This window comes from Nocardioides sp. T2.26MG-1 (assembly GCF_950101795.1).
Classification (GTDB): Bacteria; Actinomycetota; Actinomycetes; order Propionibacteriales; family Nocardioidaceae; genus Nocardioides.
This window is the reverse complement of record NZ_CATNLZ010000032.1, coordinates 538270-553848: the sequence shown is the minus strand read 5'-3', so window position 1 is coordinate 553848 and position 15579 is coordinate 538270. Positions and strand designations below refer to the sequence as shown.

Here is a 15579-nt window from a genome sequence, read left to right as displayed (position 1 = left end):
GGTCATCAGGCCGTGCACATCAGCTGCCCCCCGCCGACCGGAAAACTAGGAGCCGCACATGACGGGCTCGGAGGCATTCGCCGAACGGTTCGCGAACGGCGTCCACCGTTTCGGGGGCCACACCCGGCCAGGTCCGCCGGCGGTGAGCAGACCCGGCTCCCAGCAGGAGCGCCGAGCGCGAGACCATGAGCGCGTGCAGCACGATCCCTCCTTCGGTCCGGCGGGCGGCATCCAGCGGCTCTTCTGGCTGGTCCCCGCGGCGTTCCTCCTCGGCGTCTCCGACAGCGACGCGCTGCCGGCGGCCTGTGCCGCGGTGCTGGTCGGCGTGGCCTGGCAGGGGGTCTACCGGCGCCCGTTGACCCGCCGGCTCACCGCCCTTCTCACTGCTGCCGGCGCCGGTGCGCTGCTGACCCGGCTGGGCCCGGGCCACTGGCCCACCGAGGTGGGCAGCCTGGTCGCGGTCGCCGCCATGGCGGCGACCCTGGCCGTCACCGAGCGTGCGCTGGGAGCGCTCGACACGCTGCGCGCGGCTCGCTCGGACGAGACTGTCCCCGCTGGAACGTAGGGTTGCGGCGTGCCTCCCGCTCGACCGTCCCGCTCCACCCGAGGCCCGCACTCCTACCGTCCCGAGCCCGGATCGATCCCGACCCAGCCGGGTGTCTACCGCTTCCGCGACCCGCGCGGCCGGGTGGTCTACGTCGGCAAGGCCAAGAACCTGCGGGCCCGGCTGTCGTCGTACTTCCAGGATGTGGCCCACCTGCACCCGCGGACCGCCACGATGGTGACGACCGCGGCCAGCGTCGAGTGGACGGTGGTCAAGACCGAGGTCGAGGCCCTGCAGCTCGAGTACTCCTGGATCAAGGAGTTCGACCCGCGCTTCAACGTGAAGTACCGCGACGACAAGTCCTACCCGTGGCTGGCGGTGACAGTGGGCGAGGAGTTCCCGCGGGTGATGGTCGGGCGCGGCGCCAAGCGCAAGGGCACCCGCTACTTCGGCCCCTACAGCCACGCCTGGGCGATCCGCGAGACCGTGGACCTGCTGCTGCGGGTCTTCCCGATGCGCTCGTGCAGCAACGGCGTGTTCAAGCGCTCCTCGCAGATCGGCCGTCCGTGCCTGCTGGGCTACATCGACAAGTGCGCGGCCCCGTGCGTGGGCAACGTGAGCGCCGAGGAGCACCGCGCGATCGTCGACGACTTCTGCGACTTCATGGGCGGGCACACGACCGCGTTCGTGAAGCGCATCGAACGTGAGATGTACGCCGCGTCCGACGCGCTCGACTTCGAGAAGGCGGCGCGGCTGCGCGACGACCTGGGCGCGCTGCACAAGGCGCTCGAGAAGCAGGCGGTCGTGCTCGGCGACGGCACCGACGCGGACGTGATCGCGCTCGCCGAGGACCCGCTCGAGGTCGCCGTGCAGATCTTCTACGTGCGCGGCGGCCGGATCCGCGGTCAGCGGGGCTGGGTGGCCGACCGCGTTGATGAGGGCGGCACGGCCGAGCTGGTCGACGACTTCCTGCTTCAGCTGTACGCCGGGGCCGGCTCCGACGAGATCCCGCGCGAGATCCTCGTGCCCGCGCTGCCGGCCGACGTCGCGACGTACGAGCAGCTGCTCGGCGACCTGCGCGGCTCGCGGGTCGCGATCCGGGTGCCGCAGCGCGGTGACAAGCGGACCCTGCAGGACACGGTCGCCCAGAACGCCGCCCAGGCGCTCGCGCTGCACAAGACGAAGCGGGCCAGCGACCTCACCACGCGCAACCGGGCCCTCGAGGAGATCCAGGACGCCCTCGGCCTCGACGAGGTGCCGCTGCGCATCGAGTGCTACGACATCTCTCACCTCCAGGGGTCCGAGATCGTCGCGTCGATGGTGGTCTTCGAGGACGGACTCGCCCGCAAGTCCGAGTACCGCCGGTTCGTGATCCGGGGCCAGGACGGCTCCGACGACGTGCGGGCCATGCACGAGGTCATCACGCGCCGCTTCAAACGGCTGCTCGACGAGCAGGCGACCTCGGTCCCGTCGACGGACGTCGACGGCGCGAACGGGCCGATGCTCGTCGACCCGGAGACCGGCAGGCCGCGCAAGTTCGCGTACGCACCCGGCCTCGTCGTCGTCGACGGCGGCGCGCCCCAGGTCGCTGCCGCGCAGCGAGCGTTGGCCGAGCTCGGCATCGTCGACATCCCGGTCTGCGGACTGGCCAAGCGGCTCGAGGAGGTCTGGCTGCCGGGCCAGGAGGACCCCGTGATCCTGGCGCGATCCAGCGAGGGCCTCTACCTGCTCCAGCGGATCCGCGACGAGGCGCACCGGTTCGCGATCACCCACCACCGATCTCGCCGTTCGAAGTCGATGGTCGAGAGCCTGCTCGACGACGTGCCCGGCCTGGGGGAGGTGCGCCGCAAGACCCTGATCAAGCACTTCGGCTCCCTCAAGCGGCTGCGGGAGGCCACGGCGGAGGAGATCGCCCAGGTCCCGGGCATCGGGGCACGCACCGCCGGTGCGATCAAGGATGCGGTCTCGCGGAGCACCGGCAAGACTGGTCCCGCCATCGTCAGCGTCAACACCGCCACCGGCGAGATCGAGGAGGGCTAGGCCCCGTGCCCAGCGACAGTCCCAGCGACAGGTCCAGCGACAGGTCGACCCCCCACCCGCGGCTGGGTGAGCTCGTCGTCGTCACCGGCATGACCGGTGCCGGCCGGAGCACCGCGGCCAAGGAGCTCGAGGACCTGGGCTACTACGTCGTGGACAACCTGCCGCCGAGCCTGCTGCGCGAGGTGGTCCGGCTCGTCGACGACAGCCGCGGCAGCGAGCAGCCGATCGCCGTGGTGGTCGACGTACGCTCCGGGTCCTTCTTCCAGACGCTGCAGGCCAACCTCGCCCAGGGGGCGACCGGGAGGCACGCGACCTTGGTCTTCCTCGAGGCGACCGACGACGTCCTCGTACGCCGACAGGATGCGGCCCGGCGTCCCCACCCGCTCCAGGGGACGGGCCGGCTGATCGACGGGCTGGTCCGTGAGCGCGAGGTGCTGGCCGACCTGCGCAGCGACGCCGACCTCGTCATCGACACCACCCGGCTCAACGTCCACCAGCTCACCGACCGGATCGCCGAGGCGTTCGGCACTCCCGACACGACCCGGCTCAAGGTGAGCGTGGTGAGCTTCGGGGTCAAGTACGGCATCCCGGTCGACGCCGACTTCGTGGCCGACATGAGGTTCCTGCCCAACCCGCACTGGGTCCCCGAGCTGCGGCCGCGCACCGGTCTCGACGCCACGGTCGCCGACTACGTCCTCACCCAGCCCGGGGCGGCGGAGTTCCTCGACGCCTACGTCCCCGTGCTCGAGGGGGTCGCCGCAGGCTACCTGCGGGAGGGCAAACGGTTCATGACCGTCGCGATCGGCTGCACCGGTGGCAAGCACCGCAGCGTCGCGATGACCGAGGAGATCGCCCGCCGGCTGGCGGCGTCGGGGTTCGACACGCGAGCCACCCACCGCGACCTCGGGCGTGAGTGAGCCGCGCGTGGCACACGACCGAGCCCAGTCCGTGGTCGCCTTCGGGGGTGGCCACGGGCTCGCCGCCTCGCTGCAGGCGCTGCGCCTGCTCGTGGACGACCTGGTGGTCGACGACCTGACCGCCGTGGTCACCGTAGCCGACAACGGCGGCTCGTCCGGGCGTCTGCGCTCGGAGTTCGGGGTGCTGCCGCCGGGGGACCTGCGGATGGCGCTCGCGGCCCTGTGCGGCGACAACCAGTGGGGCGACACCTGGTCCCGGGTGCTCCAGCACCGGTTCGCGGGCCAGGGGGACATGCGCGGCCACGTGATCGGCAACCTCCTGATCGTCGGTCTCTGGGAGCAGCTCGGCGACCCGGTCGCGGCGCTCGACTGGGTGGGACGGCTGCTTGGGACCTCCGGTCGGGTGCTGCCGATGGCGCTGACGCCGCTCGACATCACCGCCGAGGTGCGCGGGCTCCCGGAGAATCCCGCCGGTCTGACCACCGTCCGCGGCCAGGTCGAGGTCGCCACCACCGAGGGTGTCATCGCCTCGATCGCCCTCGACCCGCCCGACCCCGAGCCGTGCCCGGAGGCGCTCGCTGCCGTGCGGGCCGCCGACTGGCTGGTGCTCGGCCCGGGGTCCTGGTTCACCTCGGTGATCCCGCACCTGATGGTGCCGGCCCTCCACGACGCGATCGTGACGAGCGATGCCCGTGTGGTGGTGACGCTCAACCTGACCGAGCAGGCGGGGGAGACGCCCGGGTTCGAGGCCGCCGACCACCTGGCGGTGCTCGCCGAGCACGCTCCCGACCTGCGCATCGACACGGTGCTGGCCGACGCCGCGAGCGTGCGGGACGGGCTGGACGACCTGCTCGAGGTCGTCCGTGCGACCGGCGCCGAGCTCGTCGTCGCGGATGTCGCCTGCCGCGACGGCTCCCCGCGTCACGACCCTGGGCGGCTGGCGGCGTCGTACGCCCGCATCCTCGGGGCCGGTGATCTCGACCGGACCGCCGCGGGTCGTTGACGGGCGTGAAAGGATCTGGGCCATGGCGATGACGGCACAGGTGAAGGCGGAGCTGGCCAGCACCCAGGTCACGAAGACGTGCTGCCGCAAGGCCGAAGTGGCCTCGATGCTGCGGTTCGCCGGCGGCCTGCACATCGTCAGCGGCCGCATCGTGGTGGAGGCCGAGTTCGACACCGGCGCGGCCGCCCGCCGGCTGCGCACCAACATCGCCGAGGTCTACGGGCACCAGTCCGACGTGGTGATGGTCCAGGGCAACGGCATCCGCAAGGGCAGCCGCTACATCGTGCGCGTGGTCAAGGACGGCGAGGCGCTGGCCCGGCAGACCGGGCTGCTCGACCAGCGCGGGCGGCCCGTCCGTGGTCTGCCACCTGCCGTCGTCTCCGGCGGCGGCTGTGACGCCGTCGCCGCGTGGCGCGGGGCGTTCCTCGCGCACGGCTCGCTCACCGAGCCCGGGCGGTCCTCGGCGCTCGAGGTCACCTGCCCCGGGCCGGAGGCCGCGCTCGCGCTCGTCGGGGTCGCCCGGCGCCTCGGCATCCATGCCAAGGCGCGCGAGGTCCGCGGGGTGGACCGAGTGGTCATCCGCGACGGCGACGCGATCGGACAGCTGCTCACCCGCCTCGGCGCCCACGAGTCGCTGATGGCCTGGGAGGAGCGGCGGATGCGCCGCGAGGTCCGGGCCACCGCCAACCGGCTGGCGAACTTCGACGACGCCAACCTGCGCCGCTCGGCACGCGCTGCGGTCGCGGCCGGCGCCCGGGTCGACCGGGCCATGGAGATCCTCGGCGACGACGTGCCCGACCACCTCAAGATGGCCGGCGAGCTGCGGCTGGAGCACAAGCAGGCCTCGCTCGAGGAGCTCGGGCAGTTGCACGACCCGGTGCTCACCAAGGATGCGATCGCCGGGCGCATCCGGCGGCTGCTCGCGATGGCCGACAAGCGCGCCGAGGAGCTCGGGATCCCCGACACGGAGGCGTCCCTCACCCCCGACATGCTCGCCGACGAGGGATGACTTCGGCTCTATGAAGACCTAAGGTCCTGTTGTTGAAGGACCTTCGCTCGTTACCGGGACGTACCCCGGGACGAGAGGTTGGTCATAGCGATCCGAGGGATAGGGTCGGAAATCGGACGGTCGGACACCCCAGCCGTCCCCATCAGCCAGCGCTACATGAGGAGCTCCGCAGTGACCGTTCGAGTAGGTATCAACGGGTTCGGCCGGATCGGCCGCAACTTCTTCCGGGCCGTCGTGGCGTCCGGCGCCGACATCGAGATCGTCGCCGTCAACGACCTGACCGACAACAAGACCCTGGCGACGCTCCTGAAGTACGACTCGATCCTGGGTCGCCTCGAGGGCGACGTCACCTCCACCGAGACCGAGATCTCGGCCGCCGGTCACACGTTCAAGGTGTTCGAGGAGCGCGACCCGGCCGCACTGCCGTGGGGCGACCTCGGCGTGGACATCGTGATCGAGTCCACCGGCCTGTTCACCGACGCGACCAAGGCGAAGGCCCACATCGACGGCGGCGCCAAGAAGGTCATCATCTCCGCCCCGGCGAAGAACGAGGACGTCACCATCGTCATGGGCGTCAACGAGGGCGACTACGACCCGGCCTCGCACACGATCATCTCGAACGCGTCCTGCACCACGAACTGCCTCGCCCCGATGGCCAAGGCGCTGCATGACGAGCTCGGCATCGTCAAGGGCCTGATGACCACCATCCATGCCTACACCGGTGACCAGAACCTGCTCGACGGCCCGCACCGCGACCTGCGGCGCGCCCGCGCCGCGGCGCTCAACATCGTGCCGACCTCGACCGGCGCCGCCAAGGCGATCGGCCTGGTCATGCCCGAGCTCAAGGGCAAGCTCGACGGCTTCGCGCTGCGCGTGCCCACCCCGACCGGCTCCGCCACCGACCTCACCTTCGAGGCCGGCCGGGAGACCACGGTCGCGGAGGTCAACGCGATCGTCAAGGCTGCCGCCGACGGCAAGTTCCTCAAGTACAGCGAGGACCCGATCGTCTCCACCGACATCACCACCGACCCGGCGTCCTGCATCTTCGACGCGCCGCTGACCAAGGTCATCGGCAACCAGGTCAAGGTCATCGGCTGGTACGACAACGAGTGGGGCTACTCCAACCGTCTCGTCGACCTGATCGACTACGTCGCGACGACCCTCTGATCGTGACGTCCTACGACGGACTCGGTGAGGTCGCCGGCAAGCGCGTGCTGGTCCGGTCCGACCTCAACGTCCCGCTTGACGGGACGACCATCACCGACGACGGCCGGATCCGCGCAAGCGTGCCGACCATCAAGGCCCTGGCTGACGCCGGCGCCCGGGTGATCGTGACCGCCCACCTCGGGCGCCCCAAGGGGGCGCCCGAGGACCGGTACTCGCTGCGGCCGGTCGTAGCCCGGCTCGGCGAGCTGCTGGGCCAGGAGGTCGCGTTCGCCACCGACACGGTCGGGGAGAGCGCCCAGGCCACGGTCGCGGGTCTCCAGGACGGCCAGGTCGCCGTGCTCGAGAACGTCCGGTTCAACCCGGGCGAGACCAGCAAGGACGAGGCGGAGCGGGCGGCGTTCGCCGACCAGCTCGCGGCCCTCGCCGACGCCTTCGTCTCCGACGGCTTCGGCGTGGTCCACCGCAAGCAGGCCTCGGTCTACGACGTGGCACAGCGGCTGCCGCACGCGATGGGCGCCCTGGTGGCCAAGGAGACCGACGTCCTGCGTCGCCTCACGGTCGACCCGGCCCGTCCGTACGTCGTGGTCCTCGGCGGCTCCAAGGTCTCCGACAAGCTGGGCGTCATCGACAACCTGCTCGGCAAGGCCGACAAGCTGCTCATCGGGGGCGGCATGGTCTTCACCTTCCTCAAGGCGCAGGGCCACGAGGTCGGCAAGAGCCTGCTCGAGGACGACCAGCTCGACACCTGCCGCTCCTACCTGGAGCGGGCCGAGCAGACCGGTGTCGAGATCGTGCTGCCGACCGACATCGTGGTCGACACCGAGTTCCCCTCGGGCGACCGCACCCCGGAGCCGCGTGTCGTGCCTGCCTCGGAGATTCCGGCGGACGCGCTCGGCCTCGACATCGGGCCCGAGTCGGCCACGGCCTTCGCGGCCGCGCTCGCCGACGCCCGCACGGTGTTCTGGAACGGCCCGATGGGCGTCTTCGAGACCGACGCCTTCGCCGGCGGCACGCGTGCCGTCGCCGAGGCCCTGACCAAGGTCGACGGCCTGTCCGTGGTCGGTGGTGGCGACTCCGCCGCCGCGGTCCGCAGGCTCGGCTTCGACCAGGGAGCGTTCGGCCACATCTCCACCGGTGGCGGGGCGAGCCTCGAGTACCTCGAGGGCAAGGAGCTCCCGGGCATCAAGGTCCTGGAGGACTAGCACTCCGAAGCGTCGCCCCCCCGGGGCGCGGGGGGGGCNCACCCAAGCGACGCCCCGGGGGCCCGGGGGGGCGACGCCTCAATGCACGAACAACCCGACCGGGGCCCAGCCCCGACACACGAGACGCCGAGGATGGCATGGCCGACAAGCGCACCCCGCTCATGGCGGGCAACTGGAAGATGAACCTCAACCACCAGGAGGCGGTGGTCCTGGTCCAGAAGCTCGCCTGGACGCTGACCGACAAGCGGCACGACTACAAGCGTGCCGAGGTCGTCGTGGTCCCGCCGTTCACCGACCTCCGGTCGGTGCAGACGCTCGTCGACGGTGACCGGCTGCAGGTCAAGTACGCCGCTCAGGACGTCTCGACGCACGACTCCGGCGCCTATACGGGCGAGATCTCGGCGACCATGCTGAGCAAGCTCGGCTGCTCCTATGTGCTGGCCGGGCACAGCGAGCGTCGCGAGTACCACGCCGAGACCGACGAGGTCGTCAACGCCAAGGCCCACAAGGCCCTCGAGGCCGGGATGGTGCCGATCGTGTGCGTCGGCGAGGGCCTCGAGGTCCGGAAGGCGCAGCAGCACGTCGAGCACTGCCTGGCGCAGGTCGACGGGTCGCTCGCCGGGTTCACCGCCGAGCAGGTCGCCGGTCTCGTGGTCGCGTACGAGCCCGTCTGGGCGATCGGCACCGGCGAGGTCGCGACGCCTGAGGACGCCCAGGAGGTCTGCGCCGCGATCCGCGCGCGGATCCGCGAGGTCCACGGTGACGAGGCCGCCGACGCCGTGCGCGTGCTGTACGGCGGCTCGGTGAAGGCCTCCAACGTCGCCGGCATCATGGCCAAGGAGGACGTGGACGGCTGCCTGGTGGGCGGCGCGAGCCTGCAGGTGGACGAGTTCGGCGGAATCTGCCGCTTCTACGACATGCCGGTCCTCTGATCTCCCCGGCTCTGACGTAGGCTTACCGATCGTGACTCTGCTCTTCACCATCGTGCTCATGATCGCGAGCGGTCTGATGATCCTGCTCGTGCTGCTCCACAAGGGCCGCGGGGGTGGCCTCTCGGACATGTTCGGCGGTGGCGTCTCCAGCTCCCTCGGCGGCTCGTCCGTCGCGGAGCGCAATCTCGACCGGTTGACGGTCGGGATCGGCGTCATCTGGTTTGCCTGTGTGGTGGCCCTCGGGCTCCTGCTCGCCTACTGAGAACTCGAGAAAGGGAACCGATCCGTGGCTGGTGGAGGAAACGCTATTCGCGGGAGCCGGGTTGGGGCCGGCCCGATGGGCGAGGCCGAGCGTGGTGAGGCGGCGCCTCGCCAGGCCGTGACCTACTTCTGCGCCCACGAGCACCGCTCGGTGGTGACCTTCTCGGTCGAGGCGCAGGTGCCGGACTCCTGGGACTGCCCCAAGTGCGGCCTGCCGGCGAGCCTCGACTCGGAGAACCCGCCGCCCGCCCCCAAGATCGAGCCGTACAAGACCCACCTGGCCTACGTGAAGGAGCGGCGCTCCGACCAGGAGGCCGCCGACATCCTCGACGAGGCACTCGCGCTCCTGCGCTCCCGTCGCAAGTCCGGCGACGTCATCTTCTAGCTGCCGCAGCAAGGTCGAGTCGTCCCGAATCAACGTCAGAGCTGGCTGGCGGCGTCGCGGTCGAGGAACCAGATCGTCTCGTCGTGGCCGGTGACGCCGGCGGCGGGGATCTCGTGGAGGTCGGCGCCGCCGAGGGCCTGGGCGACCGCACCGGCCTTGCCGTCCCCGCTGACCAGGAACCAGACGGACCGGGCGCGGTTGAGCGCCGGGAGCGTCAGGCTGATCCGCTCCGGGGGCGGCTTCGGCGAGCCCGTCACGCCGACCGCGATCCGGTCGGTGACGTCGAGCTGCGGGAAGCCCGGGAAGAGCGAGGCGATGTGGCCGTCGGGCCCGATGCCCAGCATCACCACGTCGAAGTCGCCGCTGCCGTGCGCGCGCAGGTCCGCGGCGTACGCCGCTGCCCCCGCCTCGACGTCGGCCGTGTCGGCCGTCGACGGCATCTCGTGCACCTTGGCGGGGTCGACGCCGACCGCGTCCAGGAACGCCTCGCGGGCCTGCCCGGCGTTGCGGTCGGGGGAGTCGGGTGCCACGAAGCGCTCGTCGCCCCACCAGACCACGACCTGGGTCCAGTCGACCTCGGAGGCGGGGGAGAGGCGGGCGAGCTCACGATGGATCTCCTCGGCGATGCTGCCGCCGGTGAGCGCGATCTGGGGCACGCCGCCGGCGGCCTGGGCGTCGGCGAGCCGGGTCAGCAGCTCGCCGGCGACCGACGTGGCCAGGGCGGAGGGGTCCGGGTGGACCTCCACCCGGGGAACGGTGCTCACGATCGGGATCCCATCTTGGCTTCGTTCATCTTGACGAGGGCGCGGGCGGTCTCGGCGTACACGTCGTCTTCGTCGAGCCGGCGCAGCTCCTCGGCGAGGAGCTCGGGCAGCGCACGTCGCTTGAGCGCCACCGGCCGGTCGGGCTGACCGGGCGAGGAGAACGTCGCGAGCTTGCCGTCCGTGCGGGTGATCCGGATCGGGCCGTCACGGGTCTCGAGCACCACCTCGGTGATGCCGGGTCCTTCGGAGCTGGACCGCTTGACGTCGACCTTCAGGCGGTCGGCCAGCCAGGCCGCGAGCAGGTCCGCGCTCGGGCTGATCCGCTCACCGGTGACCGCGGCGCCGGTCACCTTCACCGGCCGCTGGTCGAGCGACGCGGCGAGCAGGGCCCGCCACGAGGTGATGCGCGTCCACGCGAGGTCGGTGTTGCCCTTGGTGTACGACGCACACTGCTGGTGGATCGCCCGGGTCCGCGCCTTCGAGGCCGCGGCGGCGTCGGTGATCCGGCGCTGGGCGAGCCGGCCGAGTGGATCGCCCGCGGGGTCCTCGGGCGGGTGGCACGGCCACCAGACGGCCACGGGGGAGTCGGGCAGCAGCAGGGGGAGCACGACGGACTCGGGGTGCTTGACGACCTCGCCCTTGAGCCGGATCAGCGCGGTCTCACCCGTCCAGCCCGAGCCGATGCCGACCTGGGCGTTGACCTGGGGCGCGCCGCGGCCGCTGCCCAGGATCACGCCGAGCACCCGCGCGGGGTGCTCGTGCGACGCTGCGCGTGCCGCGGCCATGGCGTCCTCGGCCTGGTCCTCGTTGACCACGATGATCAGCGTCATGACCATGCCCATCGCCGGGCTGCCGGCCCGGGTCCGTGCGCGGACGAACTCCGCGGCGATCTCGGACGCATTGGTGCTTGTCAACTCGATCATTCTGCACTTCCAACGGTCAACTGATCCGGCAGACGCGGGGGCAATGCGGGGCGCACGTTCGGGCGCGGCGTGGGCTGGGTTGGCTTCATGGGCGTCTCCAGACTCGTCCGTCGCGCGCGAGCATCGCATCCGAGGAGGAGGGTCCCCACCCGCCGGACTCGTACTGCTCGGGCTTGCTCTTGCGCTGCTCGTCCTGCTTGGCCCAGTGCTCGAGGATCGGGTCCAGGATCTTCCAGGACAGCTCGACCTCCTCGTGCCGTGGGAACAGCGGCGGGTCGCCGAGGAGCACGTCGAGGATCAGCCGCTCGTACGCCTCGGGCGACGACTCGGTGAAGGCCCCGCCGTAGGCGAAGTCCATGTTGACGTCGCGGATCTCCATCTGGGTGCCGGGCACCTTCGAGCCGAAGCGCATCGTCACGCCCTCGTCGGGCTGCACGCGGATCACCAGGGCGTTCTGGGTCAGCTCCTCGGTCGAGGACGCGGCGAACGGCAGGTGCGGGGCGCGCTTGAACACCACGGCGACCTCGGTGACCCGGCGGCCGAGCCGCTTGCCGGTGCGCAGGTAGAACGGCACCCCCGCCCAGCGGCGGGTGTCGACGTTGAGCGTGACCGCGGCGTACGTCTCGGTCGAGGACGTGCGCTTGATGCCCTCCTCCTCGAGGAAGCCGATGACCTCCTCACCGCCGGCCCACCCGGCGGCGTACTGCCCGCGGGCGGTGGTCAGGTCGAGGCGGCGGGGCAGCACCACGCTGGAGAGCACCTTCTGCTTCTCGATGCGCAGGCTCTCGGCGTCGAACGACGTGGGCTCCTCCATCGCGACCAGCGCCATCAGCTGCAGCAGGTGGTTCTGGATCACGTCGCGGGCGGCGCCGATGCCGTCGTAGTAGCCGGCGCGCCCGCCGATGCCGACGTCCTCGGCCATCGTGATCTGGACGTGGTCGACGTAGTTGGCGTTCCAGATCGGCTCGAACATCGCGTTGGCGAACCGCAGCGCCAGGATGTTCTGCACGGTCTCCTTGCCGAGGTAGTGGTCGATCCGGAAGATCGAGCCCGACGGGAACACCTCGTCGAGCACCGCGTTGAGCTGGCGGGCCGACTCCAGGTCGTGACCGAAGGGCTTCTCGACCACCACTCGGCGCCACGAGTCGCCTCGTCCCTCGGTGAGGCCGTGCTCCTGGAGCTGGCCGACCACGTCGGCGAAGAATCCCGGCGGGATCGCCAGGTAGAACGCGTGGTTGCCGCCGGTGCCGCGGACCTCGTCGAGCTCCTCGATCGTACGGCGCAGCCGCTCGAAGGCCTGGTCGTCGTCGAAGTTGCCCGGCACGAAGCGGAAGCCCTCGGCGAGCTGCTGCCAGACCTCCTCACGGAACTCGGTGCGGGCGTGCGCCTTCACCGAGTCGTGCACGATCTGCGCGAAGTCCTGGTCGGCCCAGTCCCGCCGGGCGAAGCCGGTGAGGCTGAAGCCCGGGGGCAGCAGCCCGCGGTTCGCCAGGTCGTAGATCGCGGGCATGATCTTCTTGCGGGACAGGTCCCCGGTCACACCGAAGAGCACCATCCCGCTCGGCCCCGCGATGCGGGGCAGCCGCCGGTCCCGGGGATCGCGGAGCGGGTTGCTCCACACCGGCGGGGTCGTCACCCGAGCACTCCCAGCACCGCGCCGAGCTCCGCCGGCGACGAGACGTGCAGCCGGAGGACCGGGCGCCCCTTGTCGGCCAGCACGCGGCCGTCACCGACGGCCTGCGCGGTGAGGAACTCGTGGAACGTGAACGGGCGATCCGGTACGGCGAGGTCGGCCTCCGGCTGCCCGGTCACCTGGAGGTAGACACCGGTGGCCGGTCCGCCCTTGTGGTACTGGCCGGTCGAGTGCAGGAACCGCGGCCCCCAGCCGAAGGTCACCGGGCGCGAGGTGCGCACGGCGAGCTTGTCGCGGACGTCGGCCAGGCGGGCGTCGCGGTGCCGGTCGAGGTAGGCCTGCACGGAGACGTAGCCCCGGTCGCCGTCGAGCTGGGCGAGCAGCGCCTCCACCGCGGCGGCGGTCGTGGTGGTGCCCTCGGGCAGCCAGCCCTCCGACGCGTAGACCGCGACCGGCCCGTCGGTGAACACCGGCTCCGGGGTGCTGCCCCCGCCGTCCAGCATCTCGCGGGCGGCCGCCTTGGCGCTCTCGACGTCGGGCTGGTCGAACGGGTTGATGCCGATGATCCGGCCCGCGACGGCCGTGGCGTACTCCCACAGCAGCATCTGGGCGCCGAGCGGCGCGTCGATCGTGGCCCCCCAGCCGGAGGTGGGCCGGATCTTGTCGGCCCGGTCGGCGTGGCCGGGCCCGAACGCGACCAGGACCTCGTCCGCGGTGCTGGGCGTGAAGTTGGGGGAGTCGAGGGACTCGACGACGACCGGCAGGATGCCCTTGCCGTCCTTGCCGGTGGACTCCGCGACGAGCTGCTCGACCCAGTCGCCGAAGCCGGCGTACGGCGCCCCCACGTTCGTGAGCGCCAGCTTGTCGGCGCCGGCCAGGTTGGCCGCGCCGAGCAGCGCGCCCAGCCGCAGGCCGGGGTTGTCGACGGAGTCGGCCTCGAGCGCCGGACGGATCGCCTCGGCCTCGTCGAGGAGGTCGGCGACGTTAGCGCCGGCCAGGCCGCTGGGCACCAGGCCGAACGCCGTGAGCGCGGAGTAGCGCCCGCCGACCTCGGGGTCGGCGAGGAAGACCCGGTAGCCGGCCTCACGCGCGGACTTCTCCAGCGGTGACCCGGGGTCGGTGACCACGATGATCCGGTTCGTGGGGTCGATGCCGGCGTCGCGGAACGCCTTCTCGAAGGCGCGTCGCTGGCTGTCGGTCTCGACGGTGCCGCCGGACTTGCTGGAGACGACCACGGCGGTCTCCTCGAGCCTGTGCTCGATGGCGGTGCGCACGAAGTCGGGGTCGGAGGAGTCGAGGACCACGAGCTCGACGTCGTCGCTCTCGCAGATGACCTCGGGAGCCAGCGAGGACCCGCCCATGCCACAGAGCACGATCCGGTAGACCTGCTGCTCGCGCAGCTCGACCTCGAGCTCGGCGATGTCGCTGATCATCGACCGGGAGGCCTCGGACAGGCCGACCCAGCCGAGGCGCTTGGCGGACTCGGCCTCCGCGGCGGCCCCCCACAGGGTGTGGTCGCGCGCCGCGAGGCGGCTGGCGACCTTGTCGTCCACGAGGGCCTGCACGGCGGCGGTGTAGGCCGCCTCGTCGCGGTAGCCGACGTGCAGCTCGAACCGGTCGCCCTGTGCGACGTGCCAGCCGGCGGCGGGGGCGGGGGAGTCGCTCATGCGGAGGCCTTCTTCATCTGGGCGGACACGGTCTCGACGAGCTCGGTCCACGACTTCTTGAACTTGTCCACGCCCTCGGTCTCGAGGACGACCAGGACGTCGTCGAAGTCGATGCCGACCTCCCTGAGCCGCTCGAGGATCGCGGCGCCGGCACCGGACCGGCCGGTGACCACGTCACCGAGGATCTCGCCGTGGTCGGCGAAGGCCTCCATGGTCTTCGCGGGCATCGTGTTCACGGTCTCGGGGACGACCAGGTCGCGGACGTACATGGTGTCGTCGTAGTCGGGGTTCTTGACCCCCGTCGACGCCCACAGCGGCCGCTGCCGGTTGGCGCCCGCGGCCTCGAGCGCGCGCCAGCGCTCGGACCCGAACACCTCCTCGAACGCGCCGTACGCCACCAGGGCGTTGGCCACCGCCGCCTTGCCGCGCAGGGCGAGCGCGGTCTCCGAGCCGACCGCCTCCAGCCGCTTGTCGACCTCGGTGTCGACCCGGGAGACGAAGAACGACGCCACCGAGTGGATCGTGGACAGGTCGCGTCCGGCCTCGCGGGCCTGCTCGAGGCCGGTGAGGTAGGCGTCCATGACCTCGCGGTAGCGCTGCTCGCCGAAGATCAGGGTCACGTTGACGTTGATGCCCTCGGCGGTCGCGGCCGTGATGGCCGGCAGACCCTCCTTGGTCGCGGGGATCTTGATGAAGGCGTTGGGGCGGTCGACGGCCGACCAGAGGGCTCGGGTCGAGGCGAGCGTGCCCTCGGTGTCGTTCGCGAGGTCCGGCTCGACCTCGATCGACACACGACCGTCGACGTGACGCGCGTCGAAGGCCGGGCGCATCAGGTCGCAGGCGTTGCGGACGTCCTCGGTGGTGAGCTCGAAGACCACTCGCTCCACCGGCTCGCCCTTCTCGACCAGCTCACGGACCTGCCCGTCGTACCGCTCCCCGTCGGCGATCGCCGCCGCGAAGATCGTCGGGTTGGTGGTGGCACCCACCACGTGCTTCTCGGCGATCAGCTCGGCGAGCCGGCCGCTCTCGATCAGCTCGCGGGACAGGTCGTCGAGCCAGATGGAGACGCCGGCGTCGGCGAGGGCTTTCAGTCGGTCGCTCATGCAGGTTCCTCCGATGTAGGTGGTCGGTC

At 71.4% G+C, this 15579-nt stretch carries 15 protein-coding genes; 10 read left to right on the top strand and 5 right to left on the bottom strand.

The window, feature by feature from the left end:
• The first annotated feature begins 193 nt into the window (after positions 1–193).
• From QQZ14_RS17745 to QQZ14_RS17700, 10 genes are all read left to right on the top strand, one after another.
• Positions 194–565 (top strand): hypothetical protein, encoded by a 372-nt coding sequence (locus tag QQZ14_RS17745; protein ID WP_284535713.1) that lies wholly within the window; start codon positions 194–196, stop codon positions 563–565.
• A 9-nt stretch (positions 566–574) separates the two neighbouring features.
• A complete protein-coding gene (uvrC, locus tag QQZ14_RS17740; protein WP_284535712.1) occupies positions 575–2584 on the top strand; it encodes an excinuclease ABC subunit UvrC in 2010 nt (669 codons plus the stop codon).
• A 5-nt stretch (positions 2585–2589) separates the two neighbouring features.
• Positions 2590–3501, top strand: a complete 912-nt coding sequence (gene rapZ / locus QQZ14_RS17735) for an RNase adapter RapZ (RefSeq protein WP_284535711.1) — start codon at positions 2590–2592, stop codon at positions 3499–3501.
• Between the two features lie 7 nt (positions 3502–3508).
• On the top strand, positions 3509–4504 hold the full coding sequence (locus QQZ14_RS17730; RefSeq protein ID WP_284535710.1) for a gluconeogenesis factor YvcK family protein: 996 nt from the start codon (positions 3509–3511) through the stop codon (positions 4502–4504).
• A gap of 22 nt (positions 4505–4526) precedes the next feature.
• Positions 4527–5513, top strand: a complete 987-nt coding sequence (gene whiA, locus QQZ14_RS17725) for a DNA-binding protein WhiA (protein WP_284535709.1) — start codon at positions 4527–4529, stop codon at positions 5511–5513.
• A gap of 171 nt (positions 5514–5684) precedes the next feature.
• A complete protein-coding gene (gene gap / locus QQZ14_RS17720; protein WP_284535788.1) occupies positions 5685–6680 on the top strand; it encodes a type I glyceraldehyde-3-phosphate dehydrogenase in 996 nt (331 codons plus the stop codon).
• 2 nt (positions 6681–6682) lie between these two features.
• Positions 6683–7882 carry a phosphoglycerate kinase gene (locus QQZ14_RS17715; protein WP_284535708.1) on the top strand — a complete coding sequence of 400 codons (1200 nt, stop codon included), beginning with the start codon at positions 6683–6685 and terminating at the stop codon, positions 7880–7882.
• Positions 7883–8019: 137 nt separating this feature from the next.
• A complete protein-coding gene (tpiA, locus tag QQZ14_RS17710; protein WP_284535707.1) occupies positions 8020–8814 on the top strand; it encodes a triose-phosphate isomerase in 795 nt (264 codons plus the stop codon).
• A 31-nt stretch (positions 8815–8845) separates the two neighbouring features.
• On the top strand, positions 8846–9076 hold the full coding sequence (secG, locus tag QQZ14_RS17705) for a preprotein translocase subunit SecG (RefSeq protein ID WP_207559306.1): 231 nt from the start codon (positions 8846–8848) through the stop codon (positions 9074–9076).
• A gap of 24 nt (positions 9077–9100) precedes the next feature.
• Entirely contained in the window at positions 9101–9460 is a 360-nt protein-coding gene (locus tag QQZ14_RS17700; RefSeq protein WP_284535706.1) for an RNA polymerase-binding protein RbpA, read from the top strand.
• Between the two features lie 35 nt (positions 9461–9495).
• Here QQZ14_RS17700 and pgl read toward each other — a convergent pair whose 3' ends face one another.
• The 5 genes from pgl to tal form a co-directional block, all read right to left on the bottom strand.
• Positions 9496–10224, bottom strand: coding sequence for a 6-phosphogluconolactonase (pgl, locus tag QQZ14_RS17695; protein ID WP_284535705.1), 729 nt, complete (start codon positions 10222–10224; stop codon positions 9496–9498).
• Complete coding sequence (locus tag QQZ14_RS17690; protein WP_284535704.1) at positions 10221–11147, bottom strand: glucose-6-phosphate dehydrogenase assembly protein OpcA; 927 nt, start codon at positions 11145–11147, stop codon at positions 10221–10223. Before QQZ14_RS17690 ends, pgl begins: the two co-directional genes overlap by 4 nt.
• Positions 11148–11232: 85 nt before the next feature.
• A complete protein-coding gene (zwf, locus tag QQZ14_RS17685) occupies positions 11233–12783 on the bottom strand; it encodes a glucose-6-phosphate dehydrogenase (RefSeq protein ID WP_284535703.1) in 1551 nt (516 codons plus the stop codon).
• On the bottom strand, positions 12780–14447 hold the full coding sequence (locus QQZ14_RS17680; protein WP_284535702.1) for a glucose-6-phosphate isomerase: 1668 nt from the start codon (positions 14445–14447) through the stop codon (positions 12780–12782). Before QQZ14_RS17680 ends, zwf begins: the two co-directional genes overlap by 4 nt.
• Complete coding sequence (tal, locus tag QQZ14_RS17675) at positions 14444–15550, bottom strand: transaldolase (protein WP_284535701.1); 1107 nt, start codon at positions 15548–15550, stop codon at positions 14444–14446. The genes QQZ14_RS17680 and tal overlap by 4 nt, the downstream gene beginning before the upstream one ends.
• Between the last annotated feature and the right edge of the window lie 29 nt (positions 15551–15579).

Excerpts from the sequence above, each read along its gene's own strand:
- QQZ14_RS17680 (WP_284535702.1), bottom strand. The coding sequence starts at position 14,447 with ATGAGCGACTCCCCCGCCCCCGCCGCCGGCTGGCACGTCGCACAGGGC.
- whiA (WP_284535709.1), top strand. The coding sequence starts at position 4,527 with ATGGCGATGACGGCACAGGTGAAGGCGGAGCTGGCCAGCACCCAGGTC.
- tpiA (WP_284535707.1), top strand. The coding sequence starts at position 8,020 with ATGGCCGACAAGCGCACCCCGCTCATGGCGGGCAACTGGAAGATGAAC.
- tal (WP_284535701.1), bottom strand. The coding sequence starts at position 15,550 with ATGAGCGACCGACTGAAAGCCCTCGCCGACGCCGGCGTCTCCATCTGG.
- QQZ14_RS17690 (WP_284535704.1), bottom strand. The coding sequence starts at position 11,147 with ATGATCGAGTTGACAAGCACCAATGCGTCCGAGATCGCCGCGGAGTTC.